General features: G+C 43.7%; 18 protein-coding genes. 10 read left to right on the forward strand and 8 right to left on the reverse strand.

The window, feature by feature from the left end; translation table 11 throughout:
• Positions 1-374: 374 nt before the first annotated feature.
• From msrAB to C8D84_RS03450, 4 genes are all read right to left on the reverse strand, one after another.
• Positions 375-2189, reverse strand: a complete 1815-nt coding sequence (msrAB, locus tag C8D84_RS03435) for a bifunctional peptide-methionine (S)-S-oxide reductase MsrA/peptide-methionine (R)-S-oxide reductase MsrB (RefSeq protein WP_087814394.1) — start codon at positions 2187-2189, stop codon at positions 375-377.
• A 289-nt stretch (positions 2190-2478) separates the two neighbouring features.
• Positions 2479-3387: an ATP-binding cassette domain-containing protein gene (locus C8D84_RS03440; RefSeq protein WP_087814393.1), complete on the reverse strand. Its 909-nt coding sequence runs from the start codon at positions 3385-3387 to the stop codon at positions 2479-2481.
• A 75-nt stretch (positions 3388-3462) separates the two neighbouring features.
• The gene (locus C8D84_RS03445; RefSeq protein ID WP_176393037.1) at positions 3463-5394 is read right to left on the reverse strand and encodes a glycine betaine ABC transporter substrate-binding protein; all 1932 of its coding nucleotides are present in this window, start codon (positions 5392-5394) and stop codon (positions 3463-3465) included.
• 349 nt (positions 5395-5743) lie between these two features.
• Positions 5744-7228: a coniferyl aldehyde dehydrogenase gene (locus C8D84_RS03450; RefSeq protein WP_176393036.1), complete on the reverse strand. Its 1485-nt coding sequence runs from the start codon at positions 7226-7228 to the stop codon at positions 5744-5746.
• A 602-nt stretch (positions 7229-7830) separates the two neighbouring features.
• On the opposite strand from C8D84_RS03450, the gene lipB reads away from it, so the two are divergent.
• The 4 genes from lipB to C8D84_RS03470 all read left to right on the forward strand — a co-directional run bounded on the left by lipB (position 7831) and on the right by C8D84_RS03470 (position 10483).
• A complete protein-coding gene (gene lipB / locus C8D84_RS03455) occupies positions 7831-8613 on the forward strand; it encodes a lipoyl(octanoyl) transferase LipB (protein ID WP_087814392.1) in 783 nt (260 codons plus the stop codon).
• Positions 8614-8821: 208 nt separating this feature from the next.
• Entirely contained in the window at positions 8822-9352 is a 531-nt protein-coding gene (locus tag C8D84_RS03460) for an inorganic diphosphatase (RefSeq protein ID WP_010198287.1), read from the forward strand.
• Positions 9353-9513: 161 nt separating this feature from the next.
• Positions 9514-9981 carry a hypothetical protein gene (locus C8D84_RS03465; RefSeq protein WP_087814391.1) on the forward strand — a complete coding sequence of 156 codons (468 nt, stop codon included), beginning with the start codon at positions 9514-9516 and terminating at the stop codon, positions 9979-9981.
• Between the two features lie 175 nt (positions 9982-10156).
• Complete coding sequence (locus C8D84_RS03470; protein ID WP_087814390.1) at positions 10157-10483, forward strand: ribonuclease E inhibitor RraB; 327 nt, start codon at positions 10157-10159, stop codon at positions 10481-10483.
• Between the two features lie 369 nt (positions 10484-10852).
• On the opposite strand, the gene cueR is transcribed toward C8D84_RS03470, so the two are convergent.
• Both cueR and C8D84_RS03480 read right to left on the reverse strand, forming a co-directional pair.
• Complete coding sequence (gene cueR, locus C8D84_RS03475) at positions 10853-11245, reverse strand: Cu(I)-responsive transcriptional regulator (RefSeq protein ID WP_087814389.1); 393 nt, start codon at positions 11243-11245, stop codon at positions 10853-10855.
• A gap of 64 nt (positions 11246-11309) precedes the next feature.
• Positions 11310-13787 (reverse strand): heavy metal translocating P-type ATPase, encoded by a 2478-nt coding sequence (locus C8D84_RS03480; RefSeq protein WP_109590098.1) that lies wholly within the window; start codon positions 13785-13787, stop codon positions 11310-11312.
• Positions 13788-13937: 150 nt separating this feature from the next.
• On the opposite strand from C8D84_RS03480, the gene C8D84_RS03485 reads away from it, so the two are divergent.
• Complete coding sequence (locus C8D84_RS03485) at positions 13938-14132, forward strand: heavy-metal-associated domain-containing protein (RefSeq protein WP_109590099.1); 195 nt, start codon at positions 13938-13940, stop codon at positions 14130-14132.
• A 141-nt stretch (positions 14133-14273) separates the two neighbouring features.
• Here the strand turns inward: C8D84_RS03485 and cadR are convergent, their stop codons facing one another.
• Positions 14274-14684, reverse strand: coding sequence for a Cd(II)/Pb(II)-responsive transcriptional regulator (cadR, locus tag C8D84_RS03490; protein ID WP_045452168.1), 411 nt, complete (start codon positions 14682-14684; stop codon positions 14274-14276).
• Between the two features lie 152 nt (positions 14685-14836).
• Between cadR and C8D84_RS03495 the strand changes: the two genes are divergently transcribed.
• On the forward strand, positions 14837-16990 hold the full coding sequence (locus tag C8D84_RS03495; RefSeq protein ID WP_109590101.1) for a heavy metal translocating P-type ATPase: 2154 nt from the start codon (positions 14837-14839) through the stop codon (positions 16988-16990).
• A 115-nt stretch (positions 16991-17105) separates the two neighbouring features.
• Here C8D84_RS03495 and C8D84_RS03500 read toward each other — a convergent pair whose 3' ends face one another.
• Positions 17106-18086: a GlxA family transcriptional regulator gene (locus tag C8D84_RS03500; RefSeq protein ID WP_109590103.1), complete on the reverse strand. Its 981-nt coding sequence runs from the start codon at positions 18084-18086 to the stop codon at positions 17106-17108.
• A gap of 108 nt (positions 18087-18194) precedes the next feature.
• Between C8D84_RS03500 and C8D84_RS03505 the strand changes: the two genes are divergently transcribed.
• From C8D84_RS03505 to C8D84_RS03520, 4 genes are all read left to right on the forward strand, one after another.
• Positions 18195-18740 carry a cysteine hydrolase family protein gene (locus C8D84_RS03505; protein ID WP_087814383.1) on the forward strand — a complete coding sequence of 182 codons (546 nt, stop codon included), beginning with the start codon at positions 18195-18197 and terminating at the stop codon, positions 18738-18740.
• A 93-nt stretch (positions 18741-18833) separates the two neighbouring features.
• Positions 18834-19748: an MBL fold metallo-hydrolase gene (locus C8D84_RS03510; protein WP_087814382.1), complete on the forward strand. Its 915-nt coding sequence runs from the start codon at positions 18834-18836 to the stop codon at positions 19746-19748.
• Positions 19749-19840: 92 nt separating this feature from the next.
• Positions 19841-20908, forward strand: coding sequence for an LLM class flavin-dependent oxidoreductase (locus tag C8D84_RS03515; protein ID WP_087814381.1), 1068 nt, complete (start codon positions 19841-19843; stop codon positions 20906-20908).
• 262 nt (positions 20909-21170) lie between these two features.
• The gene (locus C8D84_RS03520; protein WP_045446094.1) at positions 21171-21449 is read left to right on the forward strand and encodes a peptidylprolyl isomerase; all 279 of its coding nucleotides are present in this window, start codon (positions 21171-21173) and stop codon (positions 21447-21449) included.
• The last annotated feature ends 61 nt before the right edge of the window (positions 21450-21510 follow it).

Consider the following 21510-nt stretch of genomic DNA (forward strand, 5'->3'; position numbering starts at 1 on the left):
AGCTGAGTGGCATGTTTGTCTTTGATGCGTAGTTTGAGCGTTTTCATGGGGTAATTATGATCTCAATGTATTTGGTTATCAAGGTATGTTCAATCCTAGGTGACAACGGTTGACGCCTGATATCCATGCCCTAGAAGGACGTGGTTTTACGGCGCTAGATGATAAAAGTATTAATAATAGAAAACGCTCAGCTTTTGAGTATAACGAAGTTTGGTTGGTTTTTCATAATTCAACGGCTATAACAGCAAAAATACAACGATAATAAAACGAACCATCATGCTGTGATAGTAATTATGCTCAAGGCATCAATCATAAAAAAGACGCTAAGAGTTATCTTAACGTCTCTATATAAAGTCGATTATCAGTATTAATAATTAAGGTTTTGCAGGCTTAACCAACTTCACTAATGGCGCATAGCCTGACTGCGGCATCACATCGACTGGAATAAACTGTAGCGCCCCGCCATTGATACAATAGCGCAGCCCGCCACGATCTTTTGGCCCATCAGGGAATACATGACCCAGATGTGAGTCTGCTACTCGCGAGCGAACTTCAGTGCGTACCATATTAAAAGCGGTGTCTTCATGCTGGGTAATGACTTGCATGTCAATCGGCTTGGTAAAGCTTGGCCAACCACAGCCAGATTGGTATTTATCAGTTGATAAAAATAAAGGCTCACCGCTCACCACATCGACATAGATACCCGGCGCAAATAAATTATCATATTCATGGCTAAAGGCGCGCTCAGTACCGGCATCTTGCGTGATATTGTATTGTGCTTTGGTCAAGGTGTTTTTGAGCGCGCCTTTATCAAATCCTGCGTAACGCTTAGGATTTAAAGTCTCAGCAACGGTACTTACAGGTGCAAGCTTGGTACGCGCAGTACCTTCTGGTTTATCATCGGCAAGGCTTAAATCAACATGACAATAGCCGTTTGGATTTTTTGCCAGATAATCCTGATGGTACATTTCAGCTAAGTAGAAATTGTCTAGCGGCTCATTTTCTACTACAATTTTTTGTTTATACTGGCTTTGCACACGTTGGAGGGCAGCATCAATCACTGCTTTATCTTCTTTATCGGTGTAATAAACGCCTGAGCGGTACTGCACACCGTGATCATTGCCTTGTTTGTTGAGGCTGGTTGGATCTATCACGCGGAAGTAGTATTTTAAGATAGTATCAAGGTCTGTTTTATCCGCATCGTAAGTGACTTTGACGGCTTCGGCATGACCTGAACCACGAATCACTTGCTCGTAACTTGGATTGGCGGTATCACCGTTGGCATAGCCTGATACAGCGTCGACCACACCCTCGACGCGCTCCATGTAAGCTTCTACGCCCCAAAAGCAGCCGCCCGCCAAGTAGATTGAGCGCGTATTAATCGCTTTGCCTTTATCGTTATAATAAACGCCCTCTTTTTGTTTGATGGTTTCAATCTTGCTGTTGTTGTCTAAGGTTTGCGCGTTTGCTGGTTTAGCACTCCCTGCTTTAAGCTCAGCAAAATCATTATTGGCATTTTCAGCAAGGGCATAGGCTTGCTCTGCCGATATATTGCCTTTCACCAAATGCACCAAGTTGCCGCTTTTATCGAGTATCGCCCAGCTTGGATAAACTTGCACACCAAGTTTATTAATCAGCTCGCCTGAAGCGTCAGACAATACTGGTAGCTTTGGATAGTCTGCTTGGACGCCTGCATACCAAGTGCTAAAGTCGCTATCGGCTTTTTCGTTTAGATGACCGGGACTGACAACAGTCACGACATTTAAATCAGCGAACTTGGGATCGGTGCGCCATTCTTCGGTTTCTGCCAACGTACCCAAACATAATGGGCACCAGCTTGCCCAAAATTTAATCAATGTCGGTTTATTAGGGTCAATGACTGCTGTGCCCGTGTCACCTAAGCCTTTTGTCAATTGCGGCAGCGCTCGCATTTGTCCAAGCATATCGGAAGGCAGCATGTCACGTGAGCTAGTCACTCCACTGTTTTGCTTGGCTGATTTAGTCGTGCTACTTGCATTGCTCTCCGCACTACTCATTTGTCCACAAGCGACCAATATGCCAGCACTCAGTACTGTCGTGACACCAACGGCACTAATGTTTTTTAGCCAACGTGATGAATCACATGGTGAGTCTGTCGCTAACTTATTAGTATGACTATGATCATTATGGCGAATTTTCTTATGCGGCATGCGAGGTCCTTTTTACGAAGTCTTACGATCATAAACTGAGTTTTTATGCTCGCTCATGATCTTCTTACGTAATCAATGAGAGTGGATAAATCAAGATTTTAGCAAAGCTAATACACTATTAGAGTATCTTAATAGTATACATCGATGATGGAGTTTACTTTAATAGTAACTAAGGGGTTGCTACACTTTTTTAACACCAGTGTAAGAATAATGATATAGACAGAAATCTATCATTTTGCAGGTGTAATTTATAAAACAGCATTTAAAAAAACGTCGTATTATTTTTAAATTAAATTTTGGCACGCATAAATTGCGCCACATACTCATCAGCTGGGTTGTGGCGTAATTCACTGGGTGTATCCGTTTGTACCAAACGCCCGCCATTTAAAATACTAATCCGCTGACCGACCTTAATCGCTTCATCGATATCATGAGTGATAAAGACGATGGTTTTGTTTAGCCGTGCTTGTAGCTCAAGTAGTTGGTCTTGTAATTGGGCACGAATAAGGGGATCAAGGGCAGAGAAAGCCTCGTCCATCAGCAATATTTGATTGTCGGTTGCTAAGGCACGCGCAAGCCCTACTCGCTGCTGCATCCCTCCTGACAGCTCATCAGGGTAACTTTTCTCCAAATTTGCTAGCCCAACTTCATTAAGCCAATGCCGAGCAACCTCGTGGCGTTCTTTGATACTCATTTTTCGCACTCGCAAGCCGTAAGCGACGTTTTGCAGCACCGTCATATGTGGCACCAAACCAAAATGCTGAAAAACCATACTGAGTGTCTGCTGGCGATAATGCTGTAGCGCTTTATCATTTAGCTCTAAAATATTAATAGCAGACGATGATCTTCCATTTTCTAATACATCAGCAGAGGGTTTGGCATTAGTGGAGGGCTTAGCAATAGTAGACGGCTTAGCATTAATAGAAGTATCAACCCATATTTTACCGCTGGTTGGGTCAATCAAACGATTGATATGGCGTATCAAGGTTGATTTTCCTGAACCTGACAAGCCCATAATACAATGCAGCTCACCTGCTTTAACGCTTAAATTGATGTCATAAAGCCCGACCGAATAGCCTGTTTGTTCCTTTACCTGAATACTATCCATACCTTCTGCTAGTAATGCCAATGCAGACTTTGCTTGCGAGCTATTGGCATTATAAATCTTGCTGATATTTTCCAATTGAATATGATTCATGATGGCTCTCATTTTTATTTTTCTAGTTATCATTATGATTAGGGCGTGTTGAACATTCGACCAGGGCACTGATAATTAACCAATGGGATGCCTGCCAGCATCGATGGTTTTTTGCCGAGCACGCTTGCCTTGACCGAACGCTTGGGTGATACGGTCAATGATAATGGCAACGATGACAATCGCCGTACCTGCTTGCAAGCCCTGACCGATATTAAGCGTTTGAATCGATTGCAACACATCTTCACCAAGCCCCGGTGCGCCAATCATAGACGCGAGCACCACCATAGAGAGCGACATCATCACCGCTTGATTCACGCCCGCCATAATACTGGGTAATGCTTGCGGCAATTTAATCCAAATGAGCAGCTGCAAGTGTGTGCTACCGAACGAGCGCCCTGCTTCGACCATCTCATGATTGACTTGGGTAATCCCCAATGTCGTCAGCCGAATCAGTGGTGGCAAGGCATAAATAATAGTGGCAAATAACGCAGGCACTTTGCCAATCCCAAATAACATTAATACGGGTATCAAATAGACAAAACTTGGCATGGTCTGCATCACATCCAGTATTGGCGTCACAACCTTGCGAAGAATTTTACTGCCCGACATAGCAATGCCTATAGGAATACCAATCACGACGGTCACCAACACTGATACGATGAGCAGTGCCAAGGTATCAATCAATGCGCCCCATAGTCCAAATGCACCAATGAGAAAAAGTCCTGCGCCGCATGCCAGTGCAAACCAGATTTTACGGACACCAAACCATGCCAATACGCTCACAAGCGCAATGATAAGCCAAGGCGGCATAGTGGTTAATAGACGCTCAATCGGTAGCAATAGATAGGTTAACGCCATGGTACTGACAGTACGAAACACATCGCCATAATTTTGGACAACGCTTGCTAATGTATTATTAAGCGGCGTCTCAAGTGACCAAGAAGGAAAGCTCGATAATGAGGTCGCTCGATTAGTGCTAGAGACGGTTGCATCTGAAGTGATAGCCTCGCCCGTTAAGCTGATGCCTAGCTTAGCCGCAAGGTTACTGGCTGCTTCATCAGACAACCATGCTTGCCAGACGCTCGGATATTTACGCAAAAATGCTAGTGCTTGCTCATCGCCACTGCGTTTATTTTCACTCATCTCCAAGATAGCACCATTGAGCTCATCGGAGCTAAACTGAACTTTTTTAAAGACATCAGCAAGCTCTGGATTGGATTCAATAAAGGGGGTAGATACTGCGATACCTAAAGGTGAGACAGGGAAGCCAGACACACAATCGGCGGTGCCATCCGCTCGTAACAAATCTTGCCAACAAGCGTCATCATGGGCAGGGAACTCTAATGGCGCAAAGTCATATTTTGCCATCAAGCCCGTAGGCTGCCAGTAATAAAACAGTAGTGGCTTATGTTGCTCAAAAGCAGAGGCAATCTCAGCGTCGAGCGCTGCCCCAGTGCCGGGATGGGCATTATTAAAGATACTGTCCAAACCTGTATTCTTCAGCAAGCGAGTATTGAAAATCTCACACGTCCAACCAGACGGACAATTCATAAAGCGTGATTTGCTAGGGTCTTCAGGATCTTTAAACAGCTCAGCATATTTAGGCAAATCTTGATAACTGCGTAGACCTGGGTTTTCTTCTAATACATATTTGGGTACATACCAACCTTGAGTTGCGCCGCCTTTGAGCGTATCACCGATGACTGCCACTTTATTCTGCTCGATGGCTTGTTCCATAATTGGCGAGCGTCCAACCCACTGCTCCCCAATCACTTGAATGTCGTTTTGTGACAATGCCGTTTCGAGTGCAGGACCAGCACCCGGCACCTCTTCAATTGTACAATCATAGCCATCTTCAGCGATGTACTTAAGCACCCCAGAGATAAACTGACCGCTCTCCCATGTCAGAGCGCCAAATTTGATTGGTGAGTCGCAGGCTGCTGATGCCGATACTGGCAGTAACAGCACGCTCATGCATAGTAAACTTAACGCAATCCATTGGCGCATAAGATGTCCTATTTATAATTTTTATTATGGAAATGAACGCCCAAGTCAATAACATTATTGCTTTACGCCAAGCGTGTATTGCTTTTGACTCATTCAGTCGTTGAAGACTAGACAACGTCTTCATCTAAAACTAATACTACTATCGTTTAGGCTCACTACAAAGTGTAGCGATTTATAGACAAGATGACAAATGCTCATTAATTTTTTATCGCTTACTTTTATACAAAAAAATAGCACCTATTGAGATAGATGCTGTTTTTTAAAGTTGCTTATATGATTGCTCACAATGATTAGGTATTTTTGTTTACTTGAACGAAAGTTATGTCAACTTTGCTCACTTTAGCATTTGTTATTTTAAAAACATTGCCATGGCTTTTTTAAACAACCCGCCATAAGGTGGCAACAACAAATTCAACCCATTTAACTTGGATTGTACAAATACTGGTTTCATATGGCTAAGACGCTCGAATCCCGCTTTACCATGGTAAGCCCCCGTTCCTGAATCGCCAACCCCGCCAAACGGTAAGTCATGCTGGGCAACATGTATCAGCACTTCATTAATACATAGGCCACCAGAGACCGTATTGTTACGTACTTTCTCTAGGGCGTTATAGTTATCACCAAAAACGTATAACGCCAGTGGGCGTGGTCGCTCGTTGACAAAATGAATGGCATCATCAAGCGTATCGTAATGCATCAATGGCAAAATCGGCGCAAAAATCTCTTCCTGCATCACATCACTATCGGGGGCAGGCTCACTCACGATGACAGGCGGCATTAGACGCGTTTCGATATTAGACTCAGCATCAGTGAGCTTATGGATCCCATCGCTCGATAATGCATCTAGATAGCCTTTGACACGCTTAAATTGCTCGCCATTGATAATACGTGAGTAATCTGGATTGCTCTCAATATTTGGATAGTGCTTTTCCATCCACTCTTTTGCTAAACGGATAAACTCTTCATGATATTGGCGCTGAATCAGTACATAATCAGGGGCAATACAGGTCTGACCCGCATTTAGTGTTTTGCCCATCATCACACGATTGACGGCGTTTTCTAAGTTTGCGCCCTCTAACACGACGACCGGTGATTTACCGCCCAGCTCGAGCGTGACGGGTGTTAAGTTAGGAGCCGCCGCCGCCATGACTTTTTTGCCCACAGCCGTAGAGCCCGTATAAAGCAGATGATCAAAAGGCAGCTCACTAAAAGCAACCGCAATGTCTACCTCACCCAGTACTACACAAATCATGTCTGGTGAAAAATAACGAGCAATCGCACTGGCAAATGCTTGGGCAAATTGCGGTGCCGCTTCACTCATCTTGATCATAACTCTGTTGCCAGCAGTGAGTGCATCAATCATCGGTCCTACTGCTAAAAATAACGGATAGTTCCAAGGCACCATGATACCAACCACGCCCAATGGCTGAGGCTGGATTTCATTATGAGCTGGCATATACAGCGCTGAAATAGAAGCCCGCTGAACTTTCATCCATTTTTTACCGTGCTTTTTGGCATGACTGATACCAGTAAAGCTAGGAAACAACTCGGCAAACTGGGTCTCTGATTCGCTACGATAACCAAAGTCGGCACTGATCGCTTTGGCGAAACTGGCTTGGTTATCGCTAAGCATGACTTCTAGACTGTCTAGTTGGGTTTCACGAGTGGCCCAGTCATTGATTGGCTGCGTGCGACTGAGTGTTTGTAAGCGTAAAAATTGCGCTCGCATCTCATCAACCGTATTAGCAATACTAGGCGATTTTGGCGCAGGTTGCTGCAACATATCCGTGTCGATTGAGGTCTGCTCATTCATGTTTTGATTATTATCTGTCATTTATCTTCCTTGTCATCTGCGTTGGAGTCAATATACTCTATTGGGTTAGAGACTCTGTATTTCTAGGGCTTATCCTCATTTTAAAAATGGTGATAAACATGAGATAAATTGCCGTCAAACAAGGAAAGTAGCGCAAATAATATCGAGATATTAAGAAGCTATTTGACGATGTTTGGCAAAATTTAGCCATTTTCAGCCCATTTAGAAAGTAATCTATTGAATTAAGGACACGCCCTAATCAGCGGGTTGCATTGATGGCAACCCCTGAACATAAGTAATGCGATTCCATTCATTGCACTTTAATGTAGCGCATCAACGAATCAATGAACAGCACATTAAGTTGACTCCTGCGTCTGTATGAAATAAGTGTCTATAAACACGCATCACAATGCTAGAAATTTCATATTAAGCACTGAGAACTTTTGCTTATTATGGCTACTCCGTTAGGGCATTTATCAGTGTTTTGATTGTTGAGTTTTACAGCGTGACCAGAGATAATCTTGGGTACCAATCGCAAAAACTGCTACACTCACTATCGATATCACGACTAAATATCAGTGATACACCTCTTCGAACCAGACCACAATAAGACTGCGACTCTCATGCAAAACACCACGCAACAGCTTAATGACACACTGATCAGCAAATCTCTAACAACAGCCGATTACGTTCCCACTCTCGATGCGATGCTAGCACGTACACTTGCACGTATTGACTTAAAAAAACAGCAAGGACTGCGCACACCTGACGAATTATGGATTGTCGATCACAATGATGTGTATACTTTAGGGCAAGCAGGTAAAGAAGAGCACATCTTGCAACGTACCAATACGCCTATTATAAAAACGGATCGCGGCGGTCAAGTGACATGGCATGGTCACGGGCAGCTGGTTATTTATTGGTTGTTCGATTTGAATAGCTTGGGCTGGAGTGTGCGCAACTTGGTCTCGCATGCCGAGCAAGCAATCGAAGACGTCATCAATGACTGTTTGCAAAATCCTGCTTCATCAGACACAACAGCCATCAGCGCCCATGCGCGCCGTGACGCACCCGGTGTTTATCTATATGCTGATACATCTGTAGCGGATGATAAAATGATGCTTGGAAAAATGGCATCGTTAGGCTTCAAAATTAAACATGGATTTAGCTATCACGGTATCGCGCTTAATTTAAATTGTGACTTATCCGCATTTAATGCGATTAATCCGTGCGGCTATGCGGGGATGCAAATGTTACGGTTATCCGACTTTACGGCTATGCAAAAAGAGTCAGATGAACAAACTGGTGAAGCCTTAAGCTATGAACAAGTGACCCAAAAACTTATTGATAACATTGCTAAGCGTCATGCTGGACTCATTGAGCTACGCGCACTCGCACCCAAGTGAGGTCTTTAGGTCCGTTTTTGCATAATCTTTTTTTGCATAATATCGTGCACGCTTAGACTTAAGCATTGTGAGAAAATTTGAGTCAAACTTGTTATAATCGCAGGCGGCACATATTGGGCACAGTGATAATATCGCAGTGCCGCAACGTTATTCTTTTATCATCACTTATTATTCAAGCACTTAAAACAAAAGCAAATTGGAGTACTTTATGGCAGATTTTAACAAAATTTTGGACGCAGGCGATGTAGACGGCGGCATTATCAACGTAGTAGTAGAAATCCCAGCTGGTAGCAGCCATAAAATTGAGTGGAATCGTGAACTGGCGGTATTTGAGCTTGATCGTATTGATCCACAGATTTTTGCCAAGCCTTGTAACTATGGTTTTATACCGCAAACGCTTGACGAAGATGGTGATGAGCTTGACGTGTTATTGCTGACTGAGCAGCCGCTACCAACTGGTATTTTCTTAAAAGCCAAAGTCATTGGTGTGATGAAGTTCGTTGATGATGGCGAAGTCGATGACAAGATCGTCGTCGTACCTGCTGACGACCGTGATACAGGCAACGCTTATAACAGCCTAGCGGATCTACCAAAGCAGCTAATCAACCAGTTAGAGTTCCATTTCAGCCACTATAAAGATCTGAAAAAACCAGGCACTACGGTCGTTGAATCTTGGGGCGACGTTGCAGAAGCAAAAGAAGTCATCAAAGAGTCTATCCAACGCTGGAAAGACCTATAGGCTATCAAAAATTGGCAGAAATGCTAATAAAGGATAGCTATTAAAATGCCGCAGTCATTATCGTGATTGCGGTATTTTTTTGATTGAATATTACTGCTATAAAATGGTTATAATAATCAACACTATCGATGCCTATTTTTCATATCGCCATAAGGACAGTCATGTTTAACCCCGACCCTAGCTCAAAACCAGTCAACCCAAAGCTGCCAAGAGACGTCATCATGATGATCGAAAAAAACAATTTAGTGATGGCGATCAAAACTTTGGCGGCAGATGAAGACATTAGTATGGATGACGCCAAGAATAGGATTGATGCCTATGAGACACAACTAAAGGTGAAGCAGCAGCAAAAACTCAACACTATCGCCAGCAAGCAAGGCATTCCTAACCATGCTATTAGCTTTGATAGAGAGCAAGGTGCTGAGGATGAAGCTGGACATCTGATAAAAAATCGCGTCAAAACGACTAAGCAAAGTCGAGGATTCAAGAGTCTACAAAATGGTGTGGACAGCCAGCTTAATGATTTAGGCTATAAAAAACCGCTGATACCCTATTGGCTGAAACGGCTATTGGTGATTGCCATCATTATGGCTGGATTATTTTGGATATTATGGCGAGTATTTGGTTAAATAGGACAGGATATCGTCGTGTTAATTTTTTTATAGTCTGTTATAAGTGGTTCTGTTATATCAGTCTGTTTTAAGTAGTCTACTAATACGCATGAGGGCTGAAATAACTGGTTTCTTTGAGGTATAGCCTTTTCTAATATCTCTATTACTTTAAATATGAACAAAGGACATCAAGATGAATAAGGAACTACCGAATGATAATACTGGAAATGCATTGCAAAGATTAAAAGATGATGGAACAGATTTGACAAAAATGATCGAAATAGATTTTTTTATCTCAGTACCATCTGAGAGTTTTGGAATCTTAGTAGTAGAAAAAATTAAGGAAGCTTTACCAAATACTACTTTCAGCATTGAAGAGGAAGAAGATGATTTTACATGCTATTGTAAAATATCCATGATTCCTAACTATTATGATGTAGTAGAAACTGAATCATTACTGAATGCTATAGCAGAGCCGTATGGTGGTTATATAGATGGTTTTGGATCTTTTGGTAATTAAATCAAAAACCAACCTTTGAGTTATATTGAACAAACTGTAGAGATAAACCTTATAGATTTTAATCAAACAGCTCAGTAGTCATAACCTATACTGTAAATTTCATAGTCATGAAAGTCATATCTAAAACTAGTAGTTCGACTCCTGTATAGCGCACCGATCACAGATAGAATATATATGGTAAGTACACCATGAAGTATACTGCGACTATTTCAGTGGGCAAAACCATTGATACTATTAGCTTACAGCCGAGTGTTCAAGTCCTCACTAGGAAACCATAGCCTTAATTTTTTCTGAAAGTATTCTTTTAGACACATGTTTTTTTAGACTGAAATATGCATAAAAAACAGATGAGATTACATGTAATTTACTTTATTTATTCTGTTCAAGATCTTTTAGTATGGCACAATCGGCGTTTGCATCACCTGAGCAATGATCAGCTGAAATCTGTAGTGAGCTCACCATATCTTGCAATTGAGCTATTTTTTGGTTCAAAGTTGCGATATGTTGCAGTGTCAATTGTTTAACATCAGCACTCTGCCGATCTGTATTTTTCCGCAAATCAAGCAACTCTTTCATCTGTTTGGACGAAAAACCTAAATCACGAGCCTGTCTTAAAAAGCATAAGTCTTTTATATCTTGTTTAGAATAGATTCGATATCCTGAATTTGAGCGTTTTGCGGCATCAAGTAACCCAATCTGTTCATAATAGCGGATCATTTTGGGAGAGATTCCTGATTGCTCTGACGCTTGACCGATATTCATAACTTTCCTCCTGATATAAAAAGGGTTAAAGCCAAACGGGTACTTTAACCCTATATTAACAGTTCTACGCTTTAATCACGGGCACCTGAAAGTACTTTAAGCGTAAGGCATTACCTAGTACAAAAACAGAGGATAGCGCCATTGCGCCTGCTGCAAAAATAGGTGACAACAAAATTCCAAATGCTGGATATAAAACCCCTGCGGCAATTGGAATTAAAGCAATGTTATAGAAAAATGCCCAAAATAGATTTTGTCGAATATTTTTGATGGTAGCCTGACTTAAAGCAATCGCATTAGGAACCCCTTGTAAACTACCTGACATTAACACTACATCTGCGGCTTCAATTGCCACATCTGTCCCTGTGCCAATTGCCAGTCCGACATCAGCTTGAGCAAGAGCGGGTGCATCATTAATACCATCACCAACAAAAGCCACTCGTCCATATTGTTGTTGCAGTTGACGTATTGCATCTACTTTTCCATCAGGCAACACTTCTGCGATCACTTGATCAATATGTAATTTTGCTGCAATAGCTTGCGCAGTATGCCGATTGTCCCCTGTAATCATTGCTACTTTTAAGCCCAGTTGATGTAAACCTGCAATCGCGGCATAAGTGGTGTCTTTAATGGGATCTGCAACGGCAATAATAGCAACCAATTTCTGATCAATCGCGACATATATGGGGGTTTTAGCTTCTTGTCCTAAGTGCGCGGCTTCGTCTTTAAAGGGAGTAACATCAAGTCCTAATTGCTGCATATAACGATCAGCACCAATATGAACGGCTTGACCTTCAACTCCTGCTTTGATTCCAAATCCCGTCACAGAGTCAAAAGTGGTAATCGGCAATAAGCTAATATTCTGTTGCTCTGCGGCCTGAACAATGGCTAAGGCAATGGGATGTTCAGATTTTGCTTCAACCGATGCCACAATACGCAAGACTTGCTCACGTTCGAACCCTGGTTGGACATAAAAATCTGTTAAGGTTGGTTTGCCTTCAGTCAATGTGCCAGTTTTATCGACAGCAATGACTTTTACTTCCTGTAAAGCTTGTAACGCTTCACCTTTGCGGAATAAGACGCCCATTTCTGCGCCGCGACCTGTACCAACCATTATGGATGTAGGGGTTGCCAATCCCATTGCACAGGGACAAGCAATGATTAGGACGGCAACGGCGTTGACGAGACTAAACGTCAACGCAGGGTCAGGACCAAAGATAAACCAGACTATAAAAGTGAGCATTGCTAAGAGCATGACCATGGGGACAAACCACATAGTGACTTTATCAACCAATGCCTGAATCGGTAATTTAGACCCTTGAGCCTGTTCAACCATGCGAATGATTTGTGCCAATACCGACGATTCTCCGATAGCAGTCACCCGAAAATTTAAGGTTCCATTCTGATTGACTGTTCCTCCGACCACTTGATCACCGACTTGTTTTTTGACAGGAACGGGTTCACCTGTAATCATGGATTCATCAATATAACTTTGACCTTCAATTACTTCACCATCGACTGGAACACGCTCACCGGGACGAATCTCAACAATCGTTTCTGTGGTCACCTCTGCAATCGGTACTTCAGTCACTTGCCCATTGTGGTGAACACGTGCTGTTTTTGCTTGCATACCCACTAGATGTTGAATGGCTTGAGAGGTACGCCCTTTGGCTTTTGCCTCGAAATAACGCCCTAATAAAATTAAGCTCACAATCACAGCCGCCGCTTCGTAATACACATTCACAGTACCCTCAGGTAGAACTTGTGGAATAAATGTTGCGACTAGCGAAAAACTATAAGCCGCCAGTGTTCCAACAGCCACCAATGAATTCATATCTGGAGCCAAGCGCCATAATGCTGGAATACCTTTTTGATAAAAACGTCGGCCTGGAAAGATGAGTACCAGCGTGGTCAAAACAAATTGAATCAGCCAGCTTTGTTGCGTGCCGATATTGTCCATGACCCACATATGAAAAGCTGGAATCATATGTGACCCCATTTCTAGAATAAAAACAGGCACGGCTAGAATTAAAGAGATCATCAAATCTCGTTTCAGCTGTTGCTGCTCCGTGGCTTTTTTATCCTGTCGAACACGTGCATTCTGCTCAATCTGCTTAGCCGTGTACCCCGCTTTTTTAACGGCTTGAATCAAATCGCTGCTCTGTACTTGAGCGTTGCCTTGTACCCATGCGCGTTCAGTAGCAAGGTTGACGTTTGCTTGTTGTACGCCTTCAACTTTTTTTAAGGCTTTTTCTACCCGTCCAACGCAGGAAGCACAAGTCATACCTTCTATCGACAGCTCAATCGGCTGAGAGGCCAAGACCTTATAACCGGCTCGTTCTACGGCTTTGGTTGCTGCGATAAGATCTAAAGGTTGAGACGAGGAAATCATGGCGTTTTCAGTCGCAAGATTCACCTCAGCATTTTCAACACCTTCAACTTTTTTTAATGCTTTTTCCACCCGCCCCACACAGGAAGCACAGGTCATACCTTCAATGGGTAATGTTTCATTGTAAAGATAAGACTTACTATTTTCTGAGTTCATAACATCCTCTATCATGTTCAATCTGTTATCAACAGCATAGAGGTTGACATGATGGTAAGGTCAAGCGTGTTTTTTTAAAATATGTTTGACATTACCATCAAGACAAGGCTTAAGCTTAGTGATGAAATAAAACTTATTTGGAGAAAGGCTATGAAACTATGGATTGGAAACATGAAATATGGCGGCTGTGCTCGTGGTGTGACAGCAATTATTCACGATATCGACTCAAACGCCAAGGTTGACATGGATTTAGCAGCCAAAGTGGTCAGTATTGAAACCATCGCAAGTGTTGAGCAGATGACGGCTGCTTTAGCAAAGGCTGGCTTCCCTGCACAAGTGCAATGAGTCAGTCTGATAGACGCGCAGTCTATACGATTAACAGAAAGGATTATGGGCTGAATCATTTTGAATTTATTGACCACGCGCGTTTGGTGATAGGTCTACTTTTACGTATGAAAAGTGGATAATGTTACCAAAATGAATACTTTATTTATGACAGGAGTTATCGGCAAGCGCATGCAATATTCCGCAGGATTCAGCCAGCGCTTCACTTGCGCATTTTTGCCGCAACGCTAGTAGATGTTGCTTTAACTGAACCAATTCTTCCATACGTGTTTCTACCGCATCGATATGCTCATCCAATAGCACATTGACCTCACCGCAGTTTTCCTCAGGTTTATCTCTATACTGAAGCAGGGTTCGTACTTCATCCAAAGTCATATCGAGCGTACGGCAGTGCAGGATAAATTGTAGACGCTCAAAATGCGCCTCATTGTACAAACGATAGTTGCCTTGGCTACGCGCAGGCTCTGGTAATAACATCTCTTTCTCATAATAACGAATGGTTTCGACCGTCGCACCGGTGCGCGTGGCAAGCTCGCCAATTTTGATAAGCATGTGTATCTCCTTAAATAGTATTTTCTATTATCTAAAACAATAAAGTAACTATAAGGTTTGCTGATAAAAAATCAAACCCCTTTATCGTTAAAAGCCTTGACCCTGAAGCTACTATAGGGTTCATAATATCTTCAATAAGAGGATAAATAACTATGCAATATCATATTGAAGGTATGGACTGTGCCAGTTGTGTTGGCAAAATTGAGCGGGCGCTCATACGTATGCCAGGCGTCTCTGGTGTTCAGTTAAACTTTGCGACCCAAAAGCTAGAGCTAATCTTGGCGTCTGATGCAGCGACTGATGTTAAAGATATCGAAAAAACCATTAAGCGTCTCGGGTTCGGTATATCAGCGTTAAATGGTCAACAAGAGAAGAGTAGCACTGATGAAAGTCAATCAGCGATAGAGAATCAGCGCTGGTGGCAAACCATAAAGGGTAAGCAGGTTATTGGTACTGGGATTTTGATGAGTGCCGCATATATGTTGTCCTTAATTTTCCCTGAATATGGCGCATGGGTTTTTATTGCCGCTGTGGCTATCGGAGTCCTACCATTTGCTCGTAAAGCTTTTGCACTGGCGTTAGTAGGTTCGCCTTTTTCAATTGAAATGCTCATGTCTGTTGCGGCTATCGGCGCCCTTATCATTGGAGAGGCAGAAGAAGCTGCCGCCGTGGTATTTTTATTCTCAGTTGGTGAGCTGCTAGAAAGTGTCGCAGCTGATCGTGCGCGCGCTGGCATCAGAGCGTTATCATCGCTAGTGCCAAAGACAGCTATCTTGTTAGACACGCAAGGACAACAACGTCAGGTGGCAGCGACTGCATTACAGATTAACGATAAGGTGCTTGTGCGTCCCGGTGATAGAGTTTCTGCTGATGGGGTGATTATTCAAGGAATATCTAGCCTTGATGAGTCACCTGTGACAGGAGAATCTGTTCCTGTTGCCAAAACCATAGGTGCTGAGGTCTTTGCTGGATCTATCAACGTTGATGGGGTACTACAAATACGCGTAGAAAAGACAGCAGCAGATAATACGATTGCGCGTATTATTGAACTTGTGGAGCAGGCGCAATCGTCCAAAGCACCGACTGCACGCTTTATTGAAACCTTTAGCCGTTACTATACGCCTATCGTGATGGCGATTGCAGCGCTGGTCATTATTATCCCACCTCTACTGATGGGAGCAGAATGGGGAATATGGTTATATCGCGGTTTGGCGCTATTACTGATAGCTTGTCCTTGTGCTCTTGTGCTGTCAACACCTGCCGCTATTGCCTCAGGTTTGGCGGTCGGCACGCGCCATGGACTGCTTATCAAAGGCGGTAATGTCATGGAGTTGGTTGGTCAGGTCAGCACCGTCGCTTTTGATAAAACGGGTACTTTGACTGAAGGAAAACCACGGGTAACCGATGTCATTGATTTTAAAACAGTACATGGCGATGCTGAGGGTCACGATAAACTACTGTCACTGTTTGCGAGTGTCGACTCCGTCTCTAGTCATCCGCTTGCTATCGCTATTGTGGATCATGCCAAAGCCGCTAAGGTAGTCATACCTAGATCCTCCAACGCCTTTGCGACTGCCGGTAAAGCCGTTCATGCAACGGTTGCTGGACGCTCTTTGGCCATCGGCTCACCAGTCTACGTCGCTGAGAAAGTGAGGTTGCCAGCTGAGCAGCAGATTCAAATTGAGATGCTACAAAATGATGGTAAAACGGTTTCTATTTTGTTTGATGAGCACACGAGGGAGGCGCTCGGATTGGTCGCTCTACGTGATGAGTTACGAGAAGATGCACAGCAAGCCATTGCCCAGCTCAATAAAATGAACGTGCGCTCTGTCATGCTCACAGGTGACAATAGCCGTACGGCAAAAGCACTTGCTAGTCAATTAGATATAGAGTGGCAGGCTGAGCTGTTACCTGAAGACAAGCTACGTCTACTCAGCGAGATGCAAAGCAATAGTAAAATAGCGATGATTGGTGATGGTATCAATGATGCACCCGCTTTGGCAGCGGCAGATATTGGCATTGCGATGGGCAGTGGCACGGATGTGGCTATCGAAACGGCTGATATTGCCCTATTAAAAAGCCGCGTGATGGACGTTGCTAACCTTATTGCCTTATCCCGCGCCACCATGAGAAATATCCATCAAAATGTCATATTTGCACTTGGGTTAAAAGGCATATTTCTGATAACCACTGTGCTCGGCGTGACAGGACTTTGGATTGCTGTGCTAGCGGATACTGGTGCTACGGTACTGGTGACGCTGAATGCATTGCGTTTACTGCGTTTTAAAGGAATGTCTTCCCGTTAATGACAGTTAAAGAATAAAACGGTTATGGCTACATCAGTGGCCGTTTTATTACATCCACCTCTTACCTAGAAGCAGTCAATGAGCCTACCTTTAAAAAAATCATTACCTAAACCTATCACACCTTATTCGAATTAAATCTACGTCGATACTCACTTGGTGTCAACCCAACAATGCGCTTAAATATTTTACGAAATGCACTGGCATCACTATAACCAACTTTCCACGCTATTTGCTCAACAGGAGATGACGAGAACTGTAAAAAGTCTTTTGCCTCTCCGATGCGTAATCGCTGACAATATTCTGTGGATGTCATGCCCGTCGCCTTATGAAAACGACGCAGAAAAGTACGCTCTTCTAACTGTGCGCAATCGGCTAAGGTAGATAAATCGATATCTTGTGCATTGGTTCTTTGTAGCCAATGCTGCACTTTTAATATGGCTGTGTCTCCATGGGTGAGGTTGGGTGAGAAAGCACTGTAATAACATTGTTCACGCCTTGAAGGGTCAATTAATAACATACGAGCGGTCTCATTCATCACCTGAGAACCAAGAAAGCGATCCACCATTCTCAATCCCAAATCCGTCCAAGCCATCGCGCCACCAGCGGTCACAATATCACCGTCTTCGATAATAATGCGATCGACATCGAGCTCCACATCAGGGAAACGCTGCTTAAAATCCTCTGCATAACCCCAATGCGTGGTTGCCTTTCGCTTGGAGAGTAGTCCTGTTTCGCCCAATAAAAAAGCACCGGCGCAGACGGACGACAGTATCACCCCTGTCGAATGCTGCTCTTTTAGCCATTCTAGCCAAGGTTCTGCCGCTTGCTTTGCAATCGGTGCTTCTAACGTGGGTGGAATGATGACGGCTGTTAATCTTCCTACGCTATCAGGATTGCTCGAAAAAGTGCGCTTAGGCTGCTGCTTAACGCCGCAAATCTCCCAGTGACTGACCTGTAAAGGCAGATCGGTTGTATCTTGACGTTTAGCGGCGAGTTTACTGGCCACCACGAATAAATCAGTCAGTCCAAGGACAGCCGCCGTTTGTGCTTTCTCATAAACGATCAAGCCAATTTCAATAGCATGTTTTTGATTCATATGTCGTTATTAACCTCTTATGTGTCGATGTAGCCACTCGTTAGTGTAGCACAGTGCTTGTAAAATATACGCCTATACAGTCACTTCCATAAACAAAGAGGCATTATCATGAACACACAAGCATTGATCGTTGTCGACATTCAAAATGAGTATTTCCCACAAGGTAACTTATCACTTGTAGGTATTAACGAAGCCGCTGATAATGCAGCTTTGGTGATTGCGTCTGCGAGAGAAAAAGGTCATACCGTCATTCATATCCGTCATGAAATGCCTGCTGACGCACCGATCTTTACGCCTGGTACCGATGGTGTAGCAATCAATGAAAAGGTAAAACCAATAGAGAATGAAGCCGTCATCACTAAGCATTACCCCAATTCGTTCCGTGAGACCAATCTGAAAGAGCTATTAGATAAAGAAGGTATCAAAGAAGTGACTGTGATTGGCGCCATGAGCCACATGTGTGTGGATGCCACAGTTCGTGCTGCAGTGGACTTTGGTTATACAACCACTACGGTTCATGATGCCTGTGCCACGCTTGATCTTGAATTTAATGGTACGAAAGTACCTGCTGTTCAGGCTCATGCCACCATCATGGCAGCGATTGAGTTTCTATATGGCGAAGTGATTGATACCCAAACTTGGATTGCCCGTTAATCCAGAGTTGTTAGCCAAACCATGATTTAGTCATGAAATAGACTCTTAAACCCTAGTCCCATTAAGAAGAATTTCCTCAATAAGGTAACTATTATGAATATCGCAAAATCACTGACCGGCACCACACTGTTAAGTGGCGTCATGTTGTTAACGGCATGTACCACCTTTGCCAGTCCAGCAGCAAATTCTAACGCGGTAAAACAGACAGCTACCAATACCGTTCAATTTCAGCAAATCCGTAATGCCACGATCAAGCTTGATTATGCTGGCACCACGTTTTTAGTGGATCCGATGCTAGCAGCTAAAAACGCTTATCCAGGGTTTGATGGCACAGTAAATAGCCAAATACGCTATCCAATGGTGGATTTGCCGATGACTGTTGCCGAAGTGCTTAGGGCTGATGCCATTATCTTGACGCATCTTCATGCTGACCATTGGGATGATGCCGCACGCAACCTCGTGCCGCGTGACATGCCAATTTTTACCCAAGATGAAGCGGATACGGCAATCGTACGTAAAGATGGTTTTACCAATGTTATAGCATTAACAGAGCAAGGCTTTGTGTTTAAAGGCGTTACAATTCATAAAACCATCGGACAGCATGGTACTGATGAGATGTACAAAGTGGCACCATTAGCTGAACTACTGGGCAAAACGATGGGGATTGTATTCCAGAAACCAAACTACAAGACCGTTTATGTCGCAGGGGATACCGTTTGGAATAAGGAAGTGGAAGATGCATTCACTCGCTATAAGCCTGATGCGGTCATCCTTAATACAGGCTATGCGAAGTTAACTACCTTTGTTGATGACTCTATCATTATGGGTAAAGAGGATGTATACCGTGCGTATAAATTCTCTCCTAATGCTCAGATCGTGAGCGTGCACATGGATACGGTCAATCATGCCACCCTCACCAAGGCAGAGCTGCGCCGCTTTATCGAAGAAAAGCACTTAGACAAGCAGCGTGCGCTTGTCCCTAATGATGGTCAAACCTATAAATTCTAGTGCTTGATGGTTGGGTCTTTAAATCTTCCCTGTGTGGCAATACCCAAAGTGTGTTGCTATGCATCGTTAATACGGTAAAAATGAGATCGTTTATGAATATGCCAAATCATTCAGGTAGCGCCCCTTTCGTTCTTTCGGTGCTCGACAATGCCTTCACCGGCGTTAGTCACACGGCAGAGGACACCTTTCAAGAGATGATTGCGCTTGCGAAATTGGCTGACAAAAGAGGCTTTCAGCGGTTTTGGATGTCTGAACATCATGCCATGCCTGGTGCTTCGGTGCCTTCACCGCAGATGATGGTGGCTCGGCTTACTGGGGAAACTGAGCGAATTAGGCTTGGTGCAGGCGGCATCATGCTACCGAATCATGTGCCTTTGGTCATTGCTGAACAATTTGGCATGCTCGATGCGATGGCGCCAGGACGAATTGATCTTGGTTTGGGACGGGCACTGGGTACGGATGGTGCAACGGCTTCCGCTTTGCGTCGGCATAAGGCAGCAAACGATGAATTTCCTCAGCAAGTCGCAGAGTTGTTGGGCTTTTTAGAAAACAGTTTTCCAAAAGACCATCCTTATCATGCGGTTCATGCGGTGCCAGGCCCATGGCAAGCCGAGCAAAACCGAGTACCCCCATCGAAGACCGCTGCTGATGTTTGGATCTTAGGGTCATCGACTTACTCCGCGCATCTGGCAGCAAAGCTGGGTAGACCTTATGCATTTGCTCTACAGTTTGGCAATGCTGATGTCTTAAGTGCCATGCGCATTTACCGAGAGAATTTCCGTCCTTCAAAAATTCTAGCCAAGCCATACTGCTTAGTCAGCATTGGCGCGATTGCGGACGAAGATCCTGTAGAGGCACGTCGCCAGTCAACATCGTCTGCCATGGCAATGTTGAGAATGTTTCAGCGCAAGCCTTTTGCTTTACTGCCTCCTGATGAAGTAGCCGCTTTTCAAGGCAATATGCAAGAGCGCCAGATTATTGAACAGTATACCGATCAAACCCTGCATGGCACTGCTGCCGAGGTCGCAAAAGGTTTAGAGGATCTTCAGGAGCAGACAGGTGTCGATGAGGTAATGATGGTGGTTCAGGGCTATTCGCGCCGCGCCCAATCGCGCACTGTTGAGCTAATCGCAGATCATTATGGTATGCCAAATCACTAGATCCTGTTGGGAATAACGATATTAAAAAGTTAGCAAAGCGCTTAATGCCTAACCATTAGGCTTGATTGGGCTCGTAAGCTACCCAAATGCATTGCACCGATGTAATGACAGCGACACTCAAAAGACACTGATTCTCATCCAAATAGTAGTCCCTGTGTAGATAATGGCTTTTGAAGAAGTAGCGCATACAAGTGAAGTTAGCAACCAAGATAAGCCGTGATATAATGCCCCGATAATTGATATTTTATGAAAGGTTTACATTATGGCTCGTACAGCTAGCGCATTACACATTTTAGTAAAACACAAAGAGCAGGCTGAAGACATTATTGCCAAGCTTCAAAAAGGCGCTAAGTTCGATGTGCTGGCGAAACGACATTCAACCTGCCCATCAGGTAAAAAAGGCGGCAGCTTAGGTGAGTTTCAACAAGGCGACATGGTACCGCCATTTGACAAAATCTGCTTCAGCGGCAAACTCTTCACCCCACATTTGGTAAAAACCAAATTTGGCTGGCATGTGGTCAAAGTACTCTACAGGACATAAGCATTAGGAGCGGAGCTTTAATTATAAGCCGACTGACATATGCCTTAAACATTATCCTGAC

It is taken from the genome of Psychrobacter immobilis (genome assembly GCF_003148585.1).
GTDB lineage: Bacteria > Pseudomonadota > Gammaproteobacteria > Pseudomonadales > Moraxellaceae > Psychrobacter > Psychrobacter immobilis.

Bases quoted from the DNA above. Each gene is read 5' to 3' on its own strand.
- C8D84_RS03470 (WP_087814390.1), top strand. From the start codon at position 10,157: ATGAATAAGGAACTACCGAATGATAATACTGGAAATGCATTGCAAAGA.
- C8D84_RS03520 (WP_045446094.1), top strand. From the start codon at position 21,171: ATGGCTCGTACAGCTAGCGCATTACACATTTTAGTAAAACACAAAGAG.
- C8D84_RS03515 (WP_087814381.1), top strand. From the start codon at position 19,841: ATGAATATGCCAAATCATTCAGGTAGCGCCCCTTTCGTTCTTTCGGTG.
- cadR (WP_045452168.1), bottom strand. From the start codon at position 14,684: ATGCTTATCAAAATTGGCGAGCTTGCCACGCGCACCGGTGCGACGGTC.
- msrAB (WP_087814394.1), bottom strand. From the start codon at position 2,189: ATGCCGCATAAGAAAATTCGCCATAATGATCATAGTCATACTAATAAG.
- C8D84_RS03465 (WP_087814391.1), top strand. From the start codon at position 9,514: ATGTTTAACCCCGACCCTAGCTCAAAACCAGTCAACCCAAAGCTGCCA.
- C8D84_RS03440 (WP_087814393.1), bottom strand. From the start codon at position 3,387: ATGAATCATATTCAATTGGAAAATATCAGCAAGATTTATAATGCCAAT.
- C8D84_RS03495 (WP_109590101.1), top strand. From the start codon at position 14,837: ATGCAATATCATATTGAAGGTATGGACTGTGCCAGTTGTGTTGGCAAA.
- C8D84_RS03485 (WP_109590099.1), top strand. From the start codon at position 13,938: ATGAAACTATGGATTGGAAACATGAAATATGGCGGCTGTGCTCGTGGT.
- C8D84_RS03480 (WP_109590098.1), bottom strand. From the start codon at position 13,787: ATGAACTCAGAAAATAGTAAGTCTTATCTTTACAATGAAACATTACCC.
- cueR (WP_087814389.1), bottom strand. From the start codon at position 11,245: ATGAATATCGGTCAAGCGTCAGAGCAATCAGGAATCTCTCCCAAAATG.
- C8D84_RS03460 (WP_010198287.1), top strand. From the start codon at position 8,822: ATGGCAGATTTTAACAAAATTTTGGACGCAGGCGATGTAGACGGCGGC.
- C8D84_RS03510 (WP_087814382.1), top strand. From the start codon at position 18,834: ATGAATATCGCAAAATCACTGACCGGCACCACACTGTTAAGTGGCGTC.
- lipB (WP_087814392.1), top strand. From the start codon at position 7,831: ATGCAAAACACCACGCAACAGCTTAATGACACACTGATCAGCAAATCT.
- C8D84_RS03445 (WP_176393037.1), bottom strand. From the start codon at position 5,394: ATGCGCCAATGGATTGCGTTAAGTTTACTATGCATGAGCGTGCTGTTA.
- C8D84_RS03505 (WP_087814383.1), top strand. From the start codon at position 18,195: ATGAACACACAAGCATTGATCGTTGTCGACATTCAAAATGAGTATTTC.
- C8D84_RS03450 (WP_176393036.1), bottom strand. From the start codon at position 7,228: ATGACAGATAATAATCAAAACATGAATGAGCAGACCTCAATCGACACG.
- C8D84_RS03500 (WP_109590103.1), bottom strand. From the start codon at position 18,086: ATGAATCAAAAACATGCTATTGAAATTGGCTTGATCGTTTATGAGAAA.